The 18,893-nt window shown below is 40.1% G+C and carries 11 protein-coding genes; 2 read left to right on the top strand and 9 right to left on the bottom strand.

What is annotated here, in order from left to right; all coding sequences use genetic code 11:
* Positions 1-305: 305 nt before the first annotated feature.
* On the bottom strand, positions 306-1,751 hold the full coding sequence (locus RM368_RS22770; protein ID WP_322696141.1) for an alpha/beta hydrolase family protein: 1,446 nt from the start codon (positions 1,749-1,751) through the stop codon (positions 306-308).
* A gap of 127 nt (positions 1,752-1,878) precedes the next feature.
* Positions 1,879-3,300: a pyridoxal-dependent decarboxylase gene (locus RM368_RS22765; protein ID WP_322696140.1), complete on the bottom strand. Its 1,422-nt coding sequence runs from the start codon at positions 3,298-3,300 to the stop codon at positions 1,879-1,881.
* A gap of 109 nt (positions 3,301-3,409) precedes the next feature.
* Here RM368_RS22765 and RM368_RS22760 point away from each other — a divergent pair, with 109 nt between their 5' ends.
* Together RM368_RS22760 and RM368_RS22755 are read left to right on the top strand one after the other, a co-directional pair.
* Positions 3,410-3,736 carry a hypothetical protein gene (locus tag RM368_RS22760; protein WP_322696139.1) on the top strand — a complete coding sequence of 109 codons (327 nt, stop codon included), beginning with the start codon at positions 3,410-3,412 and terminating at the stop codon, positions 3,734-3,736.
* Positions 3,727-4,026, top strand: coding sequence for a glutamate-cysteine ligase family protein (locus RM368_RS22755; RefSeq protein WP_322696138.1), 300 nt, complete (start codon positions 3,727-3,729; stop codon positions 4,024-4,026). Before RM368_RS22760 ends, RM368_RS22755 begins: the two co-directional genes overlap by 10 nt.
* A 262-nt stretch (positions 4,027-4,288) precedes the next feature.
* Here RM368_RS22755 and RM368_RS22750 read toward each other — a convergent pair whose 3' ends face one another.
* The 7 genes from RM368_RS22750 to RM368_RS22720 form a co-directional block, all read right to left on the bottom strand.
* Positions 4,289-4,918, bottom strand: coding sequence for a Uma2 family endonuclease (locus RM368_RS22750; protein WP_322696137.1), 630 nt, complete (start codon positions 4,916-4,918; stop codon positions 4,289-4,291).
* A gap of 372 nt (positions 4,919-5,290) precedes the next feature.
* Positions 5,291-6,070, bottom strand: a complete 780-nt coding sequence (locus RM368_RS22745; RefSeq protein WP_322696136.1) for a hypothetical protein — start codon at positions 6,068-6,070, stop codon at positions 5,291-5,293.
* Positions 6,071-6,311: 241 nt separating this feature from the next.
* Positions 6,312-8,324, bottom strand: a complete 2,013-nt coding sequence (locus tag RM368_RS22740; protein WP_322696135.1) for an ABC transporter ATP-binding protein/permease — start codon at positions 8,322-8,324, stop codon at positions 6,312-6,314.
* Between the two features lie 106 nt (positions 8,325-8,430).
* A complete protein-coding gene (gene proC / locus RM368_RS22735; RefSeq protein WP_322696134.1) occupies positions 8,431-9,252 on the bottom strand; it encodes a pyrroline-5-carboxylate reductase in 822 nt (273 codons plus the stop codon).
* 31 nt (positions 9,253-9,283) lie between these two features.
* Complete coding sequence (locus RM368_RS22730; protein ID WP_322696133.1) at positions 9,284-10,390, bottom strand: zinc-binding dehydrogenase; 1,107 nt, start codon at positions 10,388-10,390, stop codon at positions 9,284-9,286.
* 19 nt (positions 10,391-10,409) lie between these two features.
* The gene (locus RM368_RS22725) at positions 10,410-11,204 is read right to left on the bottom strand and encodes a hypothetical protein (protein ID WP_322696132.1); all 795 of its coding nucleotides are present in this window, start codon (positions 11,202-11,204) and stop codon (positions 10,410-10,412) included.
* A gap of 138 nt (positions 11,205-11,342) precedes the next feature.
* Positions 11,343-18,848, bottom strand: a complete 7,506-nt coding sequence (locus RM368_RS22720) for a non-ribosomal peptide synthetase (protein ID WP_322696131.1) — start codon at positions 18,846-18,848, stop codon at positions 11,343-11,345.
* Positions 18,849-18,893 lie beyond the last annotated feature (45 nt).

Genomic DNA, 18,893 nt, shown 5'->3' with positions numbered 1-18,893 from the left:
TTAGGTCATTTCTAAAAATACAGCATTTGCGATCGCACCTGCGGAATGTGGGCTATAGAGAAACGACGATCAATTGAAGAAGCGATCGCACTGCGCTTATTTGCTCCTTGTGACTAGCTTTGCCAAAGTCTGCCGTTGAATTTAGGGGTGAATGAATTGGTACAGATAGCAATACAGTCAAAACCAATTAAGCGGCAACAGTTTTTACTTAAAACGTACAGAGCAATCGCATCTTCAATGGCTGGGACTGTGGGCTATGCTGATGGATCTCATGGCTGGGGTTGAGAGTAAAATTGATCGGAGTTTCAGCTTGCTAAAGGAAAAGTTGCTGCTAACATCCATCCAAAGAATAAGGCATTACCGATGGCATAGCTCCAATATTCATTAAGTAAACTAGAAGTAAATGAAAAAATAGCCACAAGTATGGGGAACAAGGGCAGTAAAAGATAAATAAACCCCAGATTTGGTAGCAAGTAAAGTACTAAAATAAAACCTCCGATTAAGGCTGTACTTTGTCCTAGCCACCACAAAAGACGTTTTCCAAACAAAAGATTTTGTTGAGCTATACCTGATGCTAAAAACCAAGGAAAACTAATAAGTGCAAGTATAGGAAACAATTGCAAACGTATCCCAGTTAGCCACCACTGTAACCACACTACTTGAGCCATCGCTCCGAAACCAATCCATAACACTATGAATAGAATAATGCTGATTCCTAAACCTCTAACTGTAGGTCGTTGCATTCGTGACATAATCACAAGCCAAGTTAATCCTGCTGCACCAAACCAAATACTTACTGCTGTGCCTACTAAAACTCCACCTAAGTTATCAATATCACCGAGTCGATTACCTACTAAAAGCGTACCACTTGCGATCAAAGGCGCTATTAACAAACCTGCCCAGCTTTTTAGCTGTTCTACCTTACTAGGGAGAAAAGAAGTACTTAAAACCGGAGCAATTGCTCCTAGTATTACTAACCACGCTAATAAATGTAAAACGTACCAAATCATTCGATAATCAACATAGTTGCTTTGACGCTGGCTTCCAAAAGTAGCATCAAGCCAATTTCTAGCAGCAAGGTGGCTTTGATTACGGAACAAAATTGTAATATGTTCTGCATTAGGAATAATTACTAGTTCTCTTCCCTTGCCCCGAAATAAATTTTTATTTTCTCCACCTGCGGTTTTAAGTAACCGCTTTGCATTGGCAATAAATCTGCCTTCCCAGCTTCCTGCTTGCAATTGCAGATTAGGGGGAGCTTTTGGTGTAACTGAAGCACTTGTAGGAGAAATAGCTACGGTTGCCGCATAACGATTGACATTATTGATAGCAGCAGACATTACTGCACCGCTACCCATTGAGTGCCCTAAAGTAGCTAAACGCAATTTATCTACTTCTGGTTGTTTTATAAGTGCTTCATAAGCAACATCAAGATTTTGCTGAAGTGAATTTTTTCCCAACGGTTTAGTATTAGCTGCATGACTATCAAAGTCCCACAACATCACTGCATAACCTGCATGTGCTAACGTGTAGGCGTACCCAAGCATTAACTGCTTAGAACCTGCATACCCATGTGCTATTAAAACACCAGGTACATTTTTTGCATTCTCTGACACTATGTATAATAGCGGCACACCATCACAGACCATTTCTTTTACTGTCAGAGACACCTGTACCGTCATTACTCTCCACCAAGAAATAGCAATTACTAATAGTGCCAAAATCAGCGTCAGTAAACGCTTATTATTCATAATTTTCTAGTTAATAGACTTCTGGCAAATTATTTTATGTATGTAATACCAATTCTATGTGAAGCTGCATAGAATTAATATTACTCGAATAAGTTTGCTTAATTGATAATAGACGCGCCCTATTGAGTTAATTATTTTCTATTTCTTCAGCAGTTTGATAAATTAATTGCCAAGCCTGTTTTACGTGTATTTTATCTGTGGTTGCTTGTCCAATTGACATTCTTAAAGTTAATTTTTGCTCTAGCTTGGTGGAAGTGAGATAGGTTTTACCTGAAGAGTTGATAGTGTTAATAATTTTTTCGTTAATTGCATCACCCAATTTATGGCGAAAACATACCAAATTTAATGGAGGATTCACAACTAGCTCAAAACGAGGATGAGATTTTACACATTCAGCAAATTCTTGTGCTAAGGCAATATGCTTACGAATATAATACTGTAAGCCTTCTATACCATAGTGCCGAATTACAAACCACAGTTTGAGACTTCTAAATCTACGTCCTAAAGAAATCTGCCAATCTCGATAGTCAATAACTTTACCAGACGTGCTAGCTTGATTTTTGAGAAATTCAGGCATGATAGATAGTGCATGAATTAGTTTAGCTCGATCTTTGACATAAAAACAGGTACAATCAAAATTAGTTAGCATCCATTTATGAGGATTAAAACAATAGCTGTCTGCTAGTTCTAATCCTTGATGAATCCACTGATATTCAGGACATATAGCTGCTGTACCACTCATTGCGCCATCAACATGGAGCCAAATGTTATGTACTTGAGCGATCGCACCTATTTCTGTTAATGGATCTATGGCATGAGATGAGGTTGTCCCCACAGTAGCAGCAATATAAAAAGGGATTAACCCAGATTTAATATCTGTAATAATTTGCTGTTTTAGTAATTTTGGACACATTCTATAATTAGCATCAACCTCAATTAAATGAAAATTTTCTCGCTTAATTCCCGCTACTCTGACAGCTTTCTCAATTGACGAGTGTGCTTGAGTAGAAGTGTACACAACTAGTTGATTAATATCTGCTTTTAACTGTTCTCTAGCTGCTATCAAAGCTACTAAAGAAGCACTACTGGCTGAGTCTTGAATTACTCCTCCTCCTGTGGTCGAAGATTTAAACTGCGACGGAAGTTTCAACATATCTATTAACCAGTCTAGAACATGAGTTTCTAACTCGGTACAAGCTGGAGAAGTTGCCCATAACATTCCTTGAATTCCAAGTCCTGCACTGACTAATTCTCCTAAAATTGATGGTGCAGAAATACCTGTAGGAAAAAAAGCAAAAAAGTTTGGAGACTGCCAATTAGTCAATCCTGGTACGATGATTTTATCTAAATCTTGTAAAATATCTGCAAAAGATTCTCCTTTTACTGGGGCTGTTTCTGGTAGTTTGGCTCTAATGTCTCCAGGTTCTAATTGAGATAAAACAGGCATTTGCTCTACTGTTTCTAAATAATTAGCTATCCAATCAATAGTTTTATATCCCCAATGACGAAATTCATCTGAGGACATATGGTATTCTTTATTGTTTTCCATATTCTTCTACCGTTTAAAACTTGTTATTTGACACAACATATTTTATATCTTAATCTGAAGCTTTAATATGTACCAAAGCTAATGTCTCATATCGCGTAATGCTGTCTTAATGTCCGAAATTCAGGCTAGTCATACCTATTACAAAAGAAAAATTTTTAGAAGAATCCAGAAGCCAGAATGGGCTAAACGCCCCGCTATCCATGTACAGGAATTAAAACAAGAAAATGGGGGATTCAGACCCGCCACTAATTATAGACCGCTAAATTTTCTATGTTTAGGGGGTATTAAACCCATTTATTCAAACGCCAGTCAGTGTGGAACACGTTCTGCCAAAAGCCCAGAAAGCCCTTGGCGTCGAGGTACAGCCAGAAGCCCAGCGATCGCAGATAGAAAATTGGTACACCCATCTGTAGAACACTTGCAGATGTGCGCTTAGAGCTTGTTCATTTACGACACGAAGTGATTACGGCGGCTGCCAAAAATGGTAAGCAAATTGCCGCCGCCGATACACACCCGTTTTCAGACTGGGATCAACAGCAGATTACACCCAAAGAACGTTATCAAACGTTGATGGAAGATTATCAACAACTCACCCGTGAGCTAGTCATATTTGGTTGTCACGTACATGTAGGAATTAGCGATCGCTCTAGTAGTCTGCCAACCCAAAATTGCTATGTTTGGACTGGGAAAAGGGAAAAGAGGAAAGGGGAAGGAATTAAAACATGAGTCCCTTTACCCGTTACCCTTTACCTTGCTTGCGTTTCCTTGGCGAACTACTAGTACTACACCCTTCTTCTTTATTATGGTTGATTGCCCGGACATCATATTAGAGGTTAAATCAAATTTTTACCTAAAGAGAAATCAGGTTTTTCGATTCTTGTTAATTTGTCTAACCATCTTAATGTTTCGTTATAATATTTGAACTAGTTTTCACTAATACGAAACTGTTAAAAATCTGGCATTGACAATTTTTTGGAGTTCAAAAAGTTCACATCACCGAGTCAAAAATTTGTTGCGCGGTTAGATTGAACTGACGAAAAGTAGGAGACACTATAAGGTTTGTTCCTCTAAAGGGTGTCATTTGATATTCATCATCAATAAGTTCACAGACAAAAATAGTCGGAACTTTGGGACTACCAATAAATATACGTCCACCTAACGCTGCATAATCCACAATCCAATATTCAGGTATACCCATAGCTTCATAGTCACGAAGCTTATCGTAGTAATCATCCTGCCAGTTGGTTGACACTACTTCAACTATTAGTTTGACCGAACTAGCATTATGGATAACTGATTCTTTCTTCCAGCGCGTTTCAGTATCGATAGTTTCTTGATTTAAAACAATAATATCTGGTTCGTACCCTGATTTGTCTCGGTATGGTTTAATAATGGATTCTTTTGGTATAGTCCAGATACCGCGTTTACCCATCTCTCTAATTGCTATCAGTAATTCTTCAATCAAAAAACCAGCTAAATCAGAATGCCCCCCTTTAGGCTTTGGCATCTCCACAATCACCCCATCATGTAATTCATAACGTACTTCTGAGTTTTCTGGATACCATTCGATAAATTCATCGAAGGTCAGTAGCTTTAGTTCCGATTGTGTTTGACTCATAAAAGTTACTGGATTTATTTTTACTGTTCATTTATCCTTTTTATTATGCTAACGAAGCGATGATGCTCCCTATGAAGGCTGAGTCCTCGTGTAAACCCTGTAACCCACAGCGTACACCCGATCTCAGCCCCAGCGATCGCTCACACATCATTTCAAGCCAAAAACCCCAAAGCATACTTACTGGCACACACTGAAAGGAATCATAACTAATACCATTTTGGATTTTAGACTTCGGCTACGCTCAGTCGAACGATTTTAGATTTTGGATTGTGAAACATCCATTGGATAAATGTTTCAGTTTTCCATCTGTCGCAATCATTTTTCAAATTGGTATAATTAGCCGGACATGATATTATAAGTTCTAATTTGTCTTTACGACCAAAAAACTAAATCACCTCCTGGCATTTTTCCAATAAAAGAGTTAATTGTTATACGTTCTCCAATGCCTGGTAAGACTTCATGAAAATTACGGCTGTTGAAAATGACCAAATCTCCTGTGAGTGGAATATTATGTTTTACTTCTGAGGTAGCTATTAAGGAGCGATCGTAGCCATAGGAACCAGGAGTTTTATATTTTTCATCTTCAGGCTGCCACTGTCGGTTATAGACTTTGCAAACACCTCCTTGGCTAGGCGCTTTGATATAGAGATTCCATACTAGCTGCGAGGTAATATTTCCTATTACCCAATTTGGAGCATCTAACCCTGCAAAGTCTATGTGTAGCAAAGCAACATTAATCTGACGTATTAATCCAGCGAAGTAATATCCATAGGCTTCATTTTCGTAAGCAATTTGTACTTGACTAGAGACATTCTGCCGGAGAATTGTTGCCAAACGTTTTAGTGGGTCAAAAGATAAGGAAGTTACCTGATTATAAGTTTTGTTAGCTTTTTCAACCGCATCAAAATATCCCCTCTTATCCCTTTTTATGTATTCAAATTGGGTTATTCCAATTCTTCCTATTGGTGGTTCCACATTTTTATAAAAATTAAACCCAACTTTTTCAATTGCCAAAGCTAATTTGTGACATTCTTCAGATGAAGCAAATTTAGAAATGCGAATTGATGGAATTTCATTTCTCAGCAATGCTTGGAAATTTTGCTGATTCATTTCACAGTCATTTAAGGTTTGCCACTTTGTTGCTCTTAGCATGTTAACTTTTTCACTCATAATTTTTGATAAATTAAGTTGTTGCCAAAACAGAAAATGATGGAAATAAAGATAAAATCAAAGTTAGTTTTTTATTTTGTCTTTAAGCTGTCAAACCCACATTCTGTAGGTGCGATCGCCATCAGCCAAAAAAGAGAGTGTCGCCTTCTCCCCACACTATAAGCAGGGGGAGAAAAAGTCTTAGTGAAGCCTATCAATTAAATAACTTATTTTTTGGACTTCGTTAAACTCTCACCCATTTCAACACTTTGGGATCTTTGTCATAGCGATAGGTTAAGCCATCCCTAGTAGTGATAGACTCCCCTTTACTTGCCTTACTTCTAATAGTGGAAACCGAATAGTTCGTTAATGCATTCATTTCTTTATGAGAAAACCTTTCGCTTGTACTGATTTCTAAGTCTTGTGATTCATTATTAGGTAAAACATCTATTGCAACTTCAGCCTTTTCAGAAGTATTATTGACAATTTCTCTTGCTTTTTGCAGTCGATAATCTTGCACAGTCACAAGTTGCCAACTGGAATCTTGTGATAGTTCTAAAACCCATTGATGATAATTAAATAGACTTTCTCGATGTCCAACACTAATAAATGTTGTTTTTGTCTCTTGTAGCTGTTGATATAAACTCCCTTCATTTCTTAAATCTAAAGCACTCGTTGCCTCATCTAAGATAGTGAAGCTAGGATGAGTAACTAATAGTCGAGCAAATGCCAAACGTTGTTGTTCTCCCAAAGATAATATGTTTTCCCAAGGAACTTCAGTATCAAAGCCTTCAACTCGACTGAGCAAGTTTTGCAGGTTTACTTGTTGCAAAACGTCTTTGAGTTCTGCATCTGTCATCTGACGATTTGTATTAGGATAAAGTAATTGTTCGCGCAAAGTTCCCAAAATAATGTAAGGACGTTGGGGTAAGAATAAGACTTCTTCTAGCGGAGGACGCACCAGACGGCCAGTTCCCGCATTCCACAAACCTGCGATCGCTCTCAATAAAGAACTTTTACCTCGACCACTTGGCCCGACAATTAATAAACCTTCTCCAGACTGAACGTTTAATGACAAGTCTTCGACTATCACTTGTTCATAGTTAGGTGTTTGTAATGTGACATGCTCAAAAGCAAATTGCTTCTCTTCTATTGTTTTAATAGTACTGACATTTTCGGGTTGTTTAGTTACTTCTTCTAAGGCATCTGAAAACTCAGATAAACGCTCAACATAACTAGAAAATCGCCCAGAAACACTAAATTCTCGAATTAATTCTTCTAAAGCACCAGCAAACATATAGCAAGCTGTAGTAGCTTGTCCAACTTGTCCGAAATCAATTTCACCTTTAATATATAAAGGTGCAAGTACTACGAGTGCGATCAGTTCGATAACAGCCCGATATCCTCTGTTAAAAATTTCCTTACTTCTTTCCCAATCAATCTTTCGTTTAATATCTTTGATCAAAATACTAAATCGGCGTTGAACTATATTTAGTTCTTGTTCTTCTCCTCGAAAAAAAGCTATCGACTCAGCGTGATTGCGAACATGAGTTAGAGAATAACTATAATCAGCTTTAGCCTCAAGTTCTGCCTGATTAATTTTAATTAATTCTTGATTTAAGTAAATAGCAATAAAGTTGCCTACAATTGTATAGATAATTAGTGCAATAGCTATCTGTTGCGAAATTGTCCAGACAACTATTAAAAAAGTTATCATTTGCAGTACTTGTTCTAGAAAAGTAGCTGAAAAACTGAGGGCATTACCAGTAACTGGTTCAATTTCTTGAGATAAACGTTGATCTGGATTATCAATATCTGATTGAAAATTAATTTTATAATAAGCACGTTTGTTTAAATATTTAGTTAAAACATAATTATTGAGCCATTGATACCAATCAAGAGAAATTTGCTTTCTGACAAATTTAGTTAGTCCTACTAAAAGCGTTATTAAGACAAGTCCAACAGCATAAAAAGCTATAGTATAAGTAAATTTAGAAGCATCTTTCTCTTGAATAATAACATCGATTAAATAGCGATGAATAAAACTATTAAAAGTAGTTACACCTACAAGAGTAAAGATGAGAAATATTAGGAGAATCAGCATTGCCCAGGCACGGATAACGTCTGAAAAAGCTCTTTCTCCTGGCTTGTTTGGATACCAATAAGGGCCAGCGATCGCTTTTACATTTTCCCAAAATCGAATAAAGTCTGTAAAAAAATTTGTTGCGGGTTTAGCTTGAATAACTTGGGTTGACATATTTGATAAATAAACTGGAATTTCTGAAAATTATATTTCATAGTTTTTAGTGTTGAATAATCAGTAATAATTACCGAATCAAGAATTACCATTCACCACTACTTATTCAAATCATATTGCCTAACTGTTGAGTGCGGCTCAAAGCAGTAAGCACTGCATTAGAGATGACAGTTCGCATCCCACCTTTTTCTAACTCGTAAAGACCAGCAGCAGTCACTCCTCCAGGACTTGTTACCTTGTTGCGTAAGACTGCTGGATGTTCATCAGTCTGAAACATCAGTTCTACACTGCCAGCAATCGTATGCAATGTGAGTTCTTGGGCTTGTGCGCGAGTTAAACCCATCTGTACCCCAGCATCAATCATCGCTTCGATGTACAGAAATATAAACCCAGTGCCGGCGCTACTTAACGCCGTTGCCATATCCAGATAATGTTCATTTTGGGTAGTAAATTCTTTGCCTAATGCTTGTAAAATGACTTGGGTATGCGATCGCTGTATTTCTGTTACACTTGGTGATGCGCTCCACACCGTAGTCCCATGACCAACTTGTACAGCAATATTCGGCATTGTACGCACAACAGCAGGATGATTCAACCCTTCGCACAGAGATGCAATACCTACTCCACCGACGATACTAATTACTAAAGCATCAGGTGAAATTTTATCCTTCAGCATAGCCATAACAGAGGTTAAAACCTGCGGCTTCACCGCCAATATCACAATCGATACGCCTTGTATAGCTTCTATATTGGAGGTTGTAGTACGTACTCCATATTCCTTTTCTAAATGCAGGCATCGTGTAGAAAGTGGGTCACTGACTATAACTAAATCGGGTTGTTGAATAGTTTTTGTCGATAACAATCTACTAATTATCATTTCGCCCATCGTACCACCGCCGATCAAGGCAAATTTTAAATCTTTGAGCATATCTTTCTCCTTATTTTATATGTTGTTGGTATCAATATAAATTAGGTTGAATTACAGCTTTTAATACAGAGCCTTGTTCTACATCCGCCAGAGCTTGATTAATTTCTTTTAATTTGTATGAACGACTAATTATGCTCTCCCAAGCAATATTTTTTCTGGAATCGCTATGACGTTTTAATAATTCAATCATTCTGTAAAAATGGCTGAAATCAATTCCCCAAGTTCCGCGAATATCAATATGTTTGAGATTAATTTCTAGGTGAGGATTGATGAGAATCTCACCCGTGTTTGTGTAATGCCCCACAACCACATAACGACCTCCATTTCTCGTCATATTCAAACCCTCTTTGACAGCAATGGGAATGCCTGTGGCTTCAATAGTGACATCAGCACCATGTCCGTGGGTCAATTCCAAAACCCGCTCAATATGTTGTTGTGGGTCGTTAGCATTAATTACAAGGGTTTCATCTATACCGAAGGATTTAGCAACTACTAATCGACTCTCAAACTTATCAATGACAATTACTTTACCTGCACCTGAGAGTAAAGCCAGAATTGCCGCACTCAAACCTACAGGCCCGCAACCCTGTACCACGACAATATCACCAATTTGAATTTGCGCTCGATCGATAGCGTGTAGTGCAGTTGGTAAAGCACATCCCCCAGCAATGAATTGCTTTGGTGAGACTTCTTCAGGTAAAGTGAGAACTTTCACCCCTGGTTTGAGGTAAATCAATTCAGACCAACCACCCAGTAATCCATCTTTGGCTGAATAAGTAACACCATAAACTTTACGTTGGGGACAGCGAGTGGATGCTTTAGCTACTAGACAATACCAGCAGTTGTAACAAGTTTCGTGGACATCGAGAAAAGTAGCGATCGCTCCAGGCTGAATCAATTTACCATTGACATCATTAACCTGTCCGCCTGTTTCCACCACACGACCGACTGAAAAGTGACCGGGGATAATTGGATAGGGTACTCCTTCTAAATGTCCACGGAGTAAATGTACATCAGTGCCACATACTTCACTATATATGGTTTCAATAATGATTCCACCCTTTTCTAGAATAGGGTCTGGTAATTGTTGGATTGTAACTGAGTGGTTAGGCGCAGTCATTACAGCTGCTTTGGGCATGAATCATTACCTCACTGATTTAAGACCAGAAAATAATTTCACCGTTAGGAAGTAAGCCAATCATGGAAGTGAAAGCTACACGCTGTCCATGCATCGGCTCAACATAGTGAAAGTTGGTTGTATTGAAAAGCAATACATCTCCTACGTAAGGTTGGAAAGCGATCGCATCTGCATCAGCAATGACTGTATCGCTATATCCGTAGGAATCGAGTTTATATTGCTCATCGCTTGGTTGCCAACAGCGATCGTAAATACAAGTTTTACCATGATTGTTGTCAGATAATTTCAAATACAAAGTCCAAGAAAGTTGAGCGGTAATTGTACAAACTTCCCATTCAGATTGCTCTATTGGCGCAAAATCAATATGAATTTGAGTACCATGCTCTATCTTTCTAATCAATCCTGCATAATAGCTACCGTAATCTGGTTCAGAAGCAATTCGCACCTTCGCGCCACACTCTTGGAATTTTTCTATGATGCGCTCTAATGGATTGAAGGAAGCTGCTGTAATGGAATCTCTTAATTTAGTTGCCCGTTCTACTTCTTTAAAATAATTTCCTTTACTAATGCTGTTGTATTCAAACACAGTGATGCCAACTTTTTCAATTTTGGGAGTGACATCTTCATAAGCGTTAAAGACGAGGGATTGAGATTGAGCATATAACATCTCACACTCTTCGGGTGTGGCAAATTCTTTCAACCGAATCAGAGGAATTCGGTGTTCGAGGAGCATTTTTAAATTTTCTGTAGTTAAGGGATACTCTTGTTTGTTTTCCCAGAGTGTCGATTTGATCTGATTAGAAGCAGCAGTCATAATATAGTTCCTTACATTTAAGTTTCAAGTTTTGGTGAAAAATCAATCCGGTTCAGTTAAAGGTTATTGGCGTAGAAAATTGGTCTTTCAGACGCGATGAATCGCGTCTCTACATGAGTTATAAATCTCAATTCATATTCAAATTCCCCATGCTCCCTGCCCCCTGCCCCCTTGCCTACGCAAGGCTTGCTGAATGCAATTTTTCAATTGTTCGGCTAAGACTTGGACATGGGGTTCAGCCATCATCGTGATATGATTGCCTGGAACAAAATGGATATCTACTGGTTCGCAAGAATACTCACTCCAGCCCCAGGTGGAATCTTGGGAAATTTCAGAAAACTTGCTAGTCAGCCGTTCCGGGGGAATCTCGCTGGCACGTATAAGCGTAATTCGGCCGGGATAAATTTGTTGTGGTACATAATTGATCGGAGATAAAGAGTTTGCTTTTAAAGCTTGCACCATGTTTTTCAGCTGCGTAATTTCAGCATTAGGAGGCAGCATATTCACCATTTTTAAATGCTGTAAAACGTATTTTAGTTGCTCCTCTTCAGATAGCGATCGCAGCGTATCATAAGAAATATCTATGTTCGTTGATAGAGAAACTTCTACTGCTTTGATCGACTCAATCAACCACCGAGCATGATCCCAATCAAGACGCTCAATACGTGCTTGTTTGTCTTTAGAGGTTGGTGCTGACATATCAAGTATGACGACTAAAGCAACCTCATGTCCCCGATCGAGCAACTGAGTCGCCATTTCAAAAGCTACTATACTTCCTAAAGAATGCCCTCCTAAAAAGTATGGCCCTTGCGGCTGAACGGCTTGCATTGCTTGGATATAATGGCTAGCCATATCCTTAATTCGGGTGGCTGGCTCTACATCTAGATTGTTTGCTTGAAAACTGTATAATGGTTGCTCATCTCCTAAATAACGCCCTAAGTGATACAAGTAGAAAGGTTCGCCCCCAGCGCCGGGAATGCAGAAGAAAGGTAACTTTGAACCGTTTGGCTGAATTGGTACTAGACAAGACGAATTTGAATAATCCGAGTCTATTTGCAAAATTGTCGCTAACTGTTCAATAGTTGGGTTTTGGAAAAGGCTTGTTAAACTCACATCTTTACTAAACTGCTGCTTAATTTGAGCCATTAAGTAGGGGGCTAAAAGAGAATGACCACCTAAGTCAAAAAAGTTATCTTGTACTCCCACCTTGTCAACTTTCAAAATCTTTGACCAGACTTGCACCAGTTGCAGTTCTAATTGGTTGCGGGGTTCGACAAATGTATCTAGGTTATTAATATTAGAAGGTGTTGGCAAAGCACGGCGGTCTACCTTGCCGTTGGGTGTCAGGGGCAAGCTATCTAGGAAGACAAAACTAGAAGGCATCATATACTGTGGTAGCTTAGTGGAGAGGAAGCTGCGGATTTCACTAATGGTAGGTGTTGAATCCTGATTGGGAATGATGTAAGCCACTAAGCGTTCTTCATGGGCAATTACTACAGTCTGATGTACAAATGGATGTTGTGCTAATACTGTCTCAATTTCTCCAAGTTCAATGCGTATGCCGCGAATCTTGACTTGATAATCTTGGCGACCGAGAATTTCTAGAGAGCCATCTGGAAGATAGCGACCGCGATCGCCTGTATAATACAGCAAATCTTGGTCATCATTGCGAAAATGGTTTTTAACAAACCGAGAGCGCATTTCTTCTAGGGCGTTAATGTAGCCCAAACTGCGAAATGGTGTCCGCAAAACAATCTCGCCTGATTCCCCAATACCACACAGTTGACCATTTGCACTCAAAACTAGTGCTTGAGTTTCTGGAAGTGTCCGCCCTACTGGCTGTACCCCTGGTGTGGGTTTACTAGGTACTTGGTAATAACATTTCGCCAAAGTTGTCTCTGTCGGCCCATACAGATTAACGATTTCACCTGGTTGAGGGAAAGCATCTCGCCATTGCAGTACAAGTGTCTCCTTCAAAGGTTCTCCAGCTAAGAATAAGCAGCGTAAGTTATGCAGAGATTGCGAGGGAACATTAGCTAACCATAATTGTGCTAAGGAAGGAACTGTGTGCAGAACAGAAATCTGTTCGCGTTCCAAGTAACCCAAAATTTTCGTTGGTTCTAACTTATCCTCTGGTGCTGGCAGACACAAGGTTGCACCACTGGTCAAAGGTAAGAAAATATCTCTGAGGACGACATCAAAGGAAAGTCCTGTTAATTGGGCAATGCGGTCTTTTTGATTAATTCCAAAGGTTTGCCTTTGCCAATTGAGAAAATGCGCCATCCCTTTATGACACCCCAACACTCCTTTAGGAACGCCAGTAGTACCAGAAGTAAAGAAGATATAGGCTGCATCATTAGCAGATATTTCCGGCAAGGGTATTGTATGACTGCTTTCTAAAGAATTTATGGCTTCTGCTGTGTCTGGATTTATACAGATAACAGTTAAAGACTGCCATATTTGGTCTTCTGGGTATTGACTATTGATGTACAGTATGCATTTAGCTTTAGCTTCCTGAAGCATTAGCCGTTGGCGATCGCTAGGAAGTTGCGGATCTATAGTAAGTATCACCCCTCCACTCAAGAGTACAGCGATCGCACTGGCAATCAATCCAAAACTTGATGTCCCGTATACGGCTACGACATCTCCCCGTTGAATTCCGTGACTCAGCAGCACCTTAGCTAAAGCTTGAGATTTATTGCCTAATTCGCCATAGTTCCAAGTGCGAGATCCTTGACGCACTGCTGAAAGTTCTGGGGCGCTATTTACCCAAGAAGTAAACGTTGTTGTAACTAATTCGTATTCTGGTTGTGGTATGGCTGTTGTGGGATCTGGTAGTAAAAATCGGGCTTGTGGTGTGACAAGAGAATAAGAGGCAATGTTACTATCAGCATCAACAACAATTTGATTCAGCAAATGATGGAATTGTTGCACCATTTCCACCATTCGTTCTGAAGTAAATAGGTCAGCATTATATAGTAGTTGCAGAGTTATTCCTTGTTCGTATTCTGCAACATACAAGCTTAAGTCAAACTTAGAAGCTGCTTCTGACATTAATATAGGTTCTACAGACAACCCAAAAAGTTCTAGTTGGGTGTTTGCCAAATTCTGTAAATTAAACCATACCTGAAAAATTGGGTTATGGCTGAGATTTCGTTCTGGCTGCAACGCTTCCACCAACATTTCAAAAGGCAAATCTTGATGGGTGTATGCGCCCAAAGCTACTTCTCGCACCCGTGATAATAGCTGCCTAAAACTGGGATTCCCATCTAAGCGGGTACGCATCACCAAAGTATTGATAAAAAAGCCAATTAGTGATTCAATTTCTGCACGGTTGCGGTTAGCGATCGGTGTACCGATGCAAATATCATCCTGCCCACTATAGCGCCATAGCAATATTTGGAATGCTGCTAACAGCGTCATAAACAAAGTGACACTTTCTTTTTGACTCAATTGTTTGAGCGCAATACTTAGCTCTTTTGAAAGTGTCAACTCTTGATATGCGCCCTGGTAAGTTTGTACAGCTCCTCTAGGTCGGTCAGTGGGTAGCGACAATAAAGTTGGTGCATCGGCTAGTTGTTGTTGCCAATACGAGAGTTGACTTTGCAATACATCACCTTGCAACCAGTTTCGCTGCCAAATTGCAAAATCTGCGTACTGAATCGGCAGTAGTGCTAAAGGTGACGACTGACCTTGAGAATAAGCATTGTACAGAGCTACTAATTCCTGGACAAACACACCCATTGACCAGCCATCACAAACAATGTGATGTATGAATACTAACAAAGCATGTTCTGTCTCGGATAGCACAACTAACGTTGCTCTGATCAATGGTTCATTTGCTAAGTTAAAAGCTTGATTAGCTTGTTTTTGCACTAATTGCTGCAAAACAATTTCTTTTTCGCTTACTTCGGCTTCGCTCAGTACAAGTGTGGATAAATGCTTCAAGTCAACAATTGAGACTGTCCAAGGTATAGATGTTAGTTGGCTCAGAGGAAGCCTCTTGCTCCCTGCTCCCTGCCCCCTGCCCCCTGCCTCTTCCCTGATGATTTGTATTGGTTGTCCATCAACGGTAATAAAGTTAGTACGTAATGCTTCGTGGCGATAAATAATTTCTTGTAAGCTTTTTTCTAAAGCTGCTTGATTAAGAGTTCCGACTAGACGCAAAGTTAGAGGTATGTTATAAGTGCCACCTAGAGACTGTAACTGGTCTAAAAACCATAAACGCTGTTGAGCATAAGACAGTGGTAGTTGTGTATTTTTTGTCCTTGGTAAGATGGGTGGTGTAGAAAATTCTAAGTCTTGTTGTTGCAATTGCTCAATCAATTGTGCCAACTCGGCTACTGTTGCTTTTGCAAATAACTCACGCAATGGTAGTTCAACTTTGAAAATGCTGCGGATACGTGAAAGCAATTGCGTTGCTAATAACGAGTGTCCCCCAAGTTCAAAGAAGTTATCATGTATACCCACTTGCTTTAGTTTCAGCACTTGTGTCCAAATTTGTGCCAGCATTTCCTCAATGGGTGTGCGTGGGGCAACGTATTTGTCTTTTTGTTCGCTGTGTAAATCCGGTGCTGGCAAGGTGCGGCGGTCTACTTTACCGTTGGGAGTTAGCGGCAGGGACTCCAGCACTACAAAAGCCTGGGGTAGCATATACTCTGGGAGTTTTGCTTTGAGAAATTGCCTCAGTTGGTTGATTGTGGGTGTCACCTGTGGATACGGCACTATGTATGCGACTAGGCGCTTCTCTCCTGGGGTATCTTCACGGGCGATGACACAACAAGTCTGTACATCACCATGTTGGCTCAGTGCTGTTTCGATTTCTCCCGATTCAATGCGGAAGCCTCGGATTTTTACTTGATTATCAATACGTCCTAAGTATTCGATGTCACCATTCGGTAAATAACGTGCTAAATCCCCAGTTTTGTAGAGACGACCAGAACCAAAGGGGTTAGAGATAAATTTCTCTTGTGTCAACTCAGGGCGGTTGAGGTAGCCTCGTGCTAGTCCTACACCACCAATGTGTAACTCTCCTGGTACACCCACAGGTACGGGTTGCAAATTTTCGTCTAAGATGTAGAGTTGCGTGTTGGCGATCGCTTGACCAATAGATATTTTCTTGTTATTGTTACATTTTGCAATCGTGGCACACACACTAGCTTCCGTTGGCCCGTAAGCGTTAAAGAAGTTTCTACCAATAGACCATTGCCTAATTAATTCAGCAGGACAAGCTTCCCCAGCGACAATTATTGTTTGCAGTGTCGGCAGTTCCTCCACGGGCATAACTGCTAACGCCGATGGTGGTAGTGTGATATGGGTAATCGAATAATTGCGTAATTGTTTAATTAATGGTTCTCCTGGCAATAGAGAGTCTTTGCTTCCCAGGTACAACGTTGCACCTGAAAACAGAGCCATCAAAATTTCTGAGATCGAAGCATCAAAACTGAAGGAGGCAAACTGGAGAACGCGACTAGAACAAGTCAAGCCAAAAGTTGTTTTCTGAGCTTGAGCTAAGTTACATAGTCCCTTATGCTCAACCATCACACCTTTGGGTCTACCTGTAGAACCTGAAGTATAAATTACATTAGCTAAATGAAAAGCTTTGACTCCAGTGGTTAGGTTATGTTGATTGTTTTGGGCAATTTGTGAGCAAGCTTCATCTAAAAAGACTTGTTTTGCTTGATTTGGAGGAAGTTGATCGACTAGTCGCTGCTGAGTTAACAGTAGCGAAACTTGAGCATCTTCTAGCATGAAGTTTAAACGCTCAGGCGGATACTCACTGTCAAGTGGTAAGTATGCCCCACCTGCTTTGAGAATACCCAACAGTCCTATCACCATTTCTAGCGATCGCTCTACACAAATACCCACCAGTACATCTGGTTTGACACCCAATGAACACAAGTAATGCGCCAATTGATTAGCACGACAATTCAACTGGTGATAAGTCAGTTGTTGATTTTCAAACACTACCGCTACAGCATCAGGTGTACGTTCTACCTGTTCTTCAAATAACTGATGAATACATTTATCTGAGGGATAGTCCAGCCATGTATTATTCCAATCAACCAATAACTGCTGCTGCTCAACTGCTGTCAGCAAAGGCAATTGTGCAATTCGCTCTTGAGGATTAGCGACAATTCCTGACAGCAACGTTACAAAATGCCCGCTCATTCGCTCGATTGTTCCTGCATCAAACAAATCAGCGTTGTACTGCCACATACCCACCAGTCCAGTGCTTGTACTGAGCGTAGTCGAAGTGCCAGTATTCTGCAATGATAAAGTTAAATCAAACTTGGCAGTTGCGCTTTCTACTGGTAAAGAACTGATAGTTAAGCCAGCAAGTTCGACTTCAGATATGGGTGCATTCTGGAGGACAAACATCACCTGAAACAGTGGCGTATGGCTGAGGTTTCGTTGTGGCTGCAATGCTTTTACCAACTCCTCAAAGGGCAGGTCTGGATGAGCATAAGCTTCCAATGTCATTTGCCGTACTCGACTGAGCAATTGCCCAAAACTGGGGTTGCCTGACAAATCGGTACGTAATACTAAAGTATTGACAAAAAAGCCAATTAACCCTTCAAGTTCTAAGTGATCGCGGTTAGCAATTGGCGTACCCACTACAATGTCATCGGAGCCTGTATAGCGATAAAGCAAGGTGACATAAGCACAGAACAGCGTCATGAATAGGGAGGCTCCCTCTTGCCTACTGAAATTGGCGATCGCTTGACTCAGTTCGCTTGATAATTCTATATATTGGACTGCGCCTCGGTAAGTTTGAATCGCTGGTCTGGGTCTGTCTGTGGGTAATTCTAGTAAGGTAGGAGCATTTTTGAGTTGTTGCTTCCAGTAGTCAAGCTGCGTTTGCAGCACTTCTTTTTGCAACCACTGCCTTTGCCAAATCGCAAAGTCGGCATACTGAATTGGTAACTCAGGTAGCTTGGGGGACAAGTTATTGCAGATGGCTGAATAGATGGTTGCTAACTCGCGCATTAATATGCCTGTTGACCAACCATCCACTATGATGTGGTGGACTGTTAGTATAAAAGCGTGTTCTAGCTCTGTGAATTTCACCACACAAGCTCGGATTAAAGCAGAACTAGCAAGGTCAAAGGGTTGAGCAAGTTCAGTTGTGGCTAATTTTTGCCAAGCGATCGCTCTTTCACTTTCAGGTAACTCTGTTAAATCTACTACTGGCACACTTAAAGTTAAGCTGTCAGCAATTACCTGGACTGGCTGCTCGTTGATGGTGCGGAAGTTGGTACGTAAAACTTCGTGGCGAGCAATAATTTTGTTGAAGCTTTGCTCTAGCGCCACAACGTTCAACTGACCGTGAAGTTTTATAGCTGTTTGTTCGTTGTAGAAGGGGCTATCTGGTTCCAACTGGTTTAATAACCAGAGTCGTTCTTGGGCAAAAGATAGAGGTAAGTTCTGAGTGCGATCGGCTTTGATAAGAGGTAAATCTGTATTAGTGGCCGCATTTTTATCTTGCAGTAACAAAATAAGTTCGGCTTTATTTTTAGCTAATAAATCACGAGTTTCTAGAGTTAATACACCCTTTGGAGCATTAGCACGCAACTGCTCACCTTCAACCCACAATTTCACACCCTGTTTAGTAAGGTTAGCTACTAATTGCTCGACATTCACAGAAACATTACCTCCACTTTGCCTAATTCGTAATTCATAATACTT

It is taken from the genome of Nostoc sp. DedSLP03 (assembly GCF_034530815.1).
GTDB lineage: Bacteria > Cyanobacteriota > Cyanobacteriia > Cyanobacteriales > Nostocaceae > Nostoc.
The sequence above is the reverse complement of the archived record's forward strand: the minus strand, read 5'-3'. Positions and strand labels throughout refer to the sequence as shown.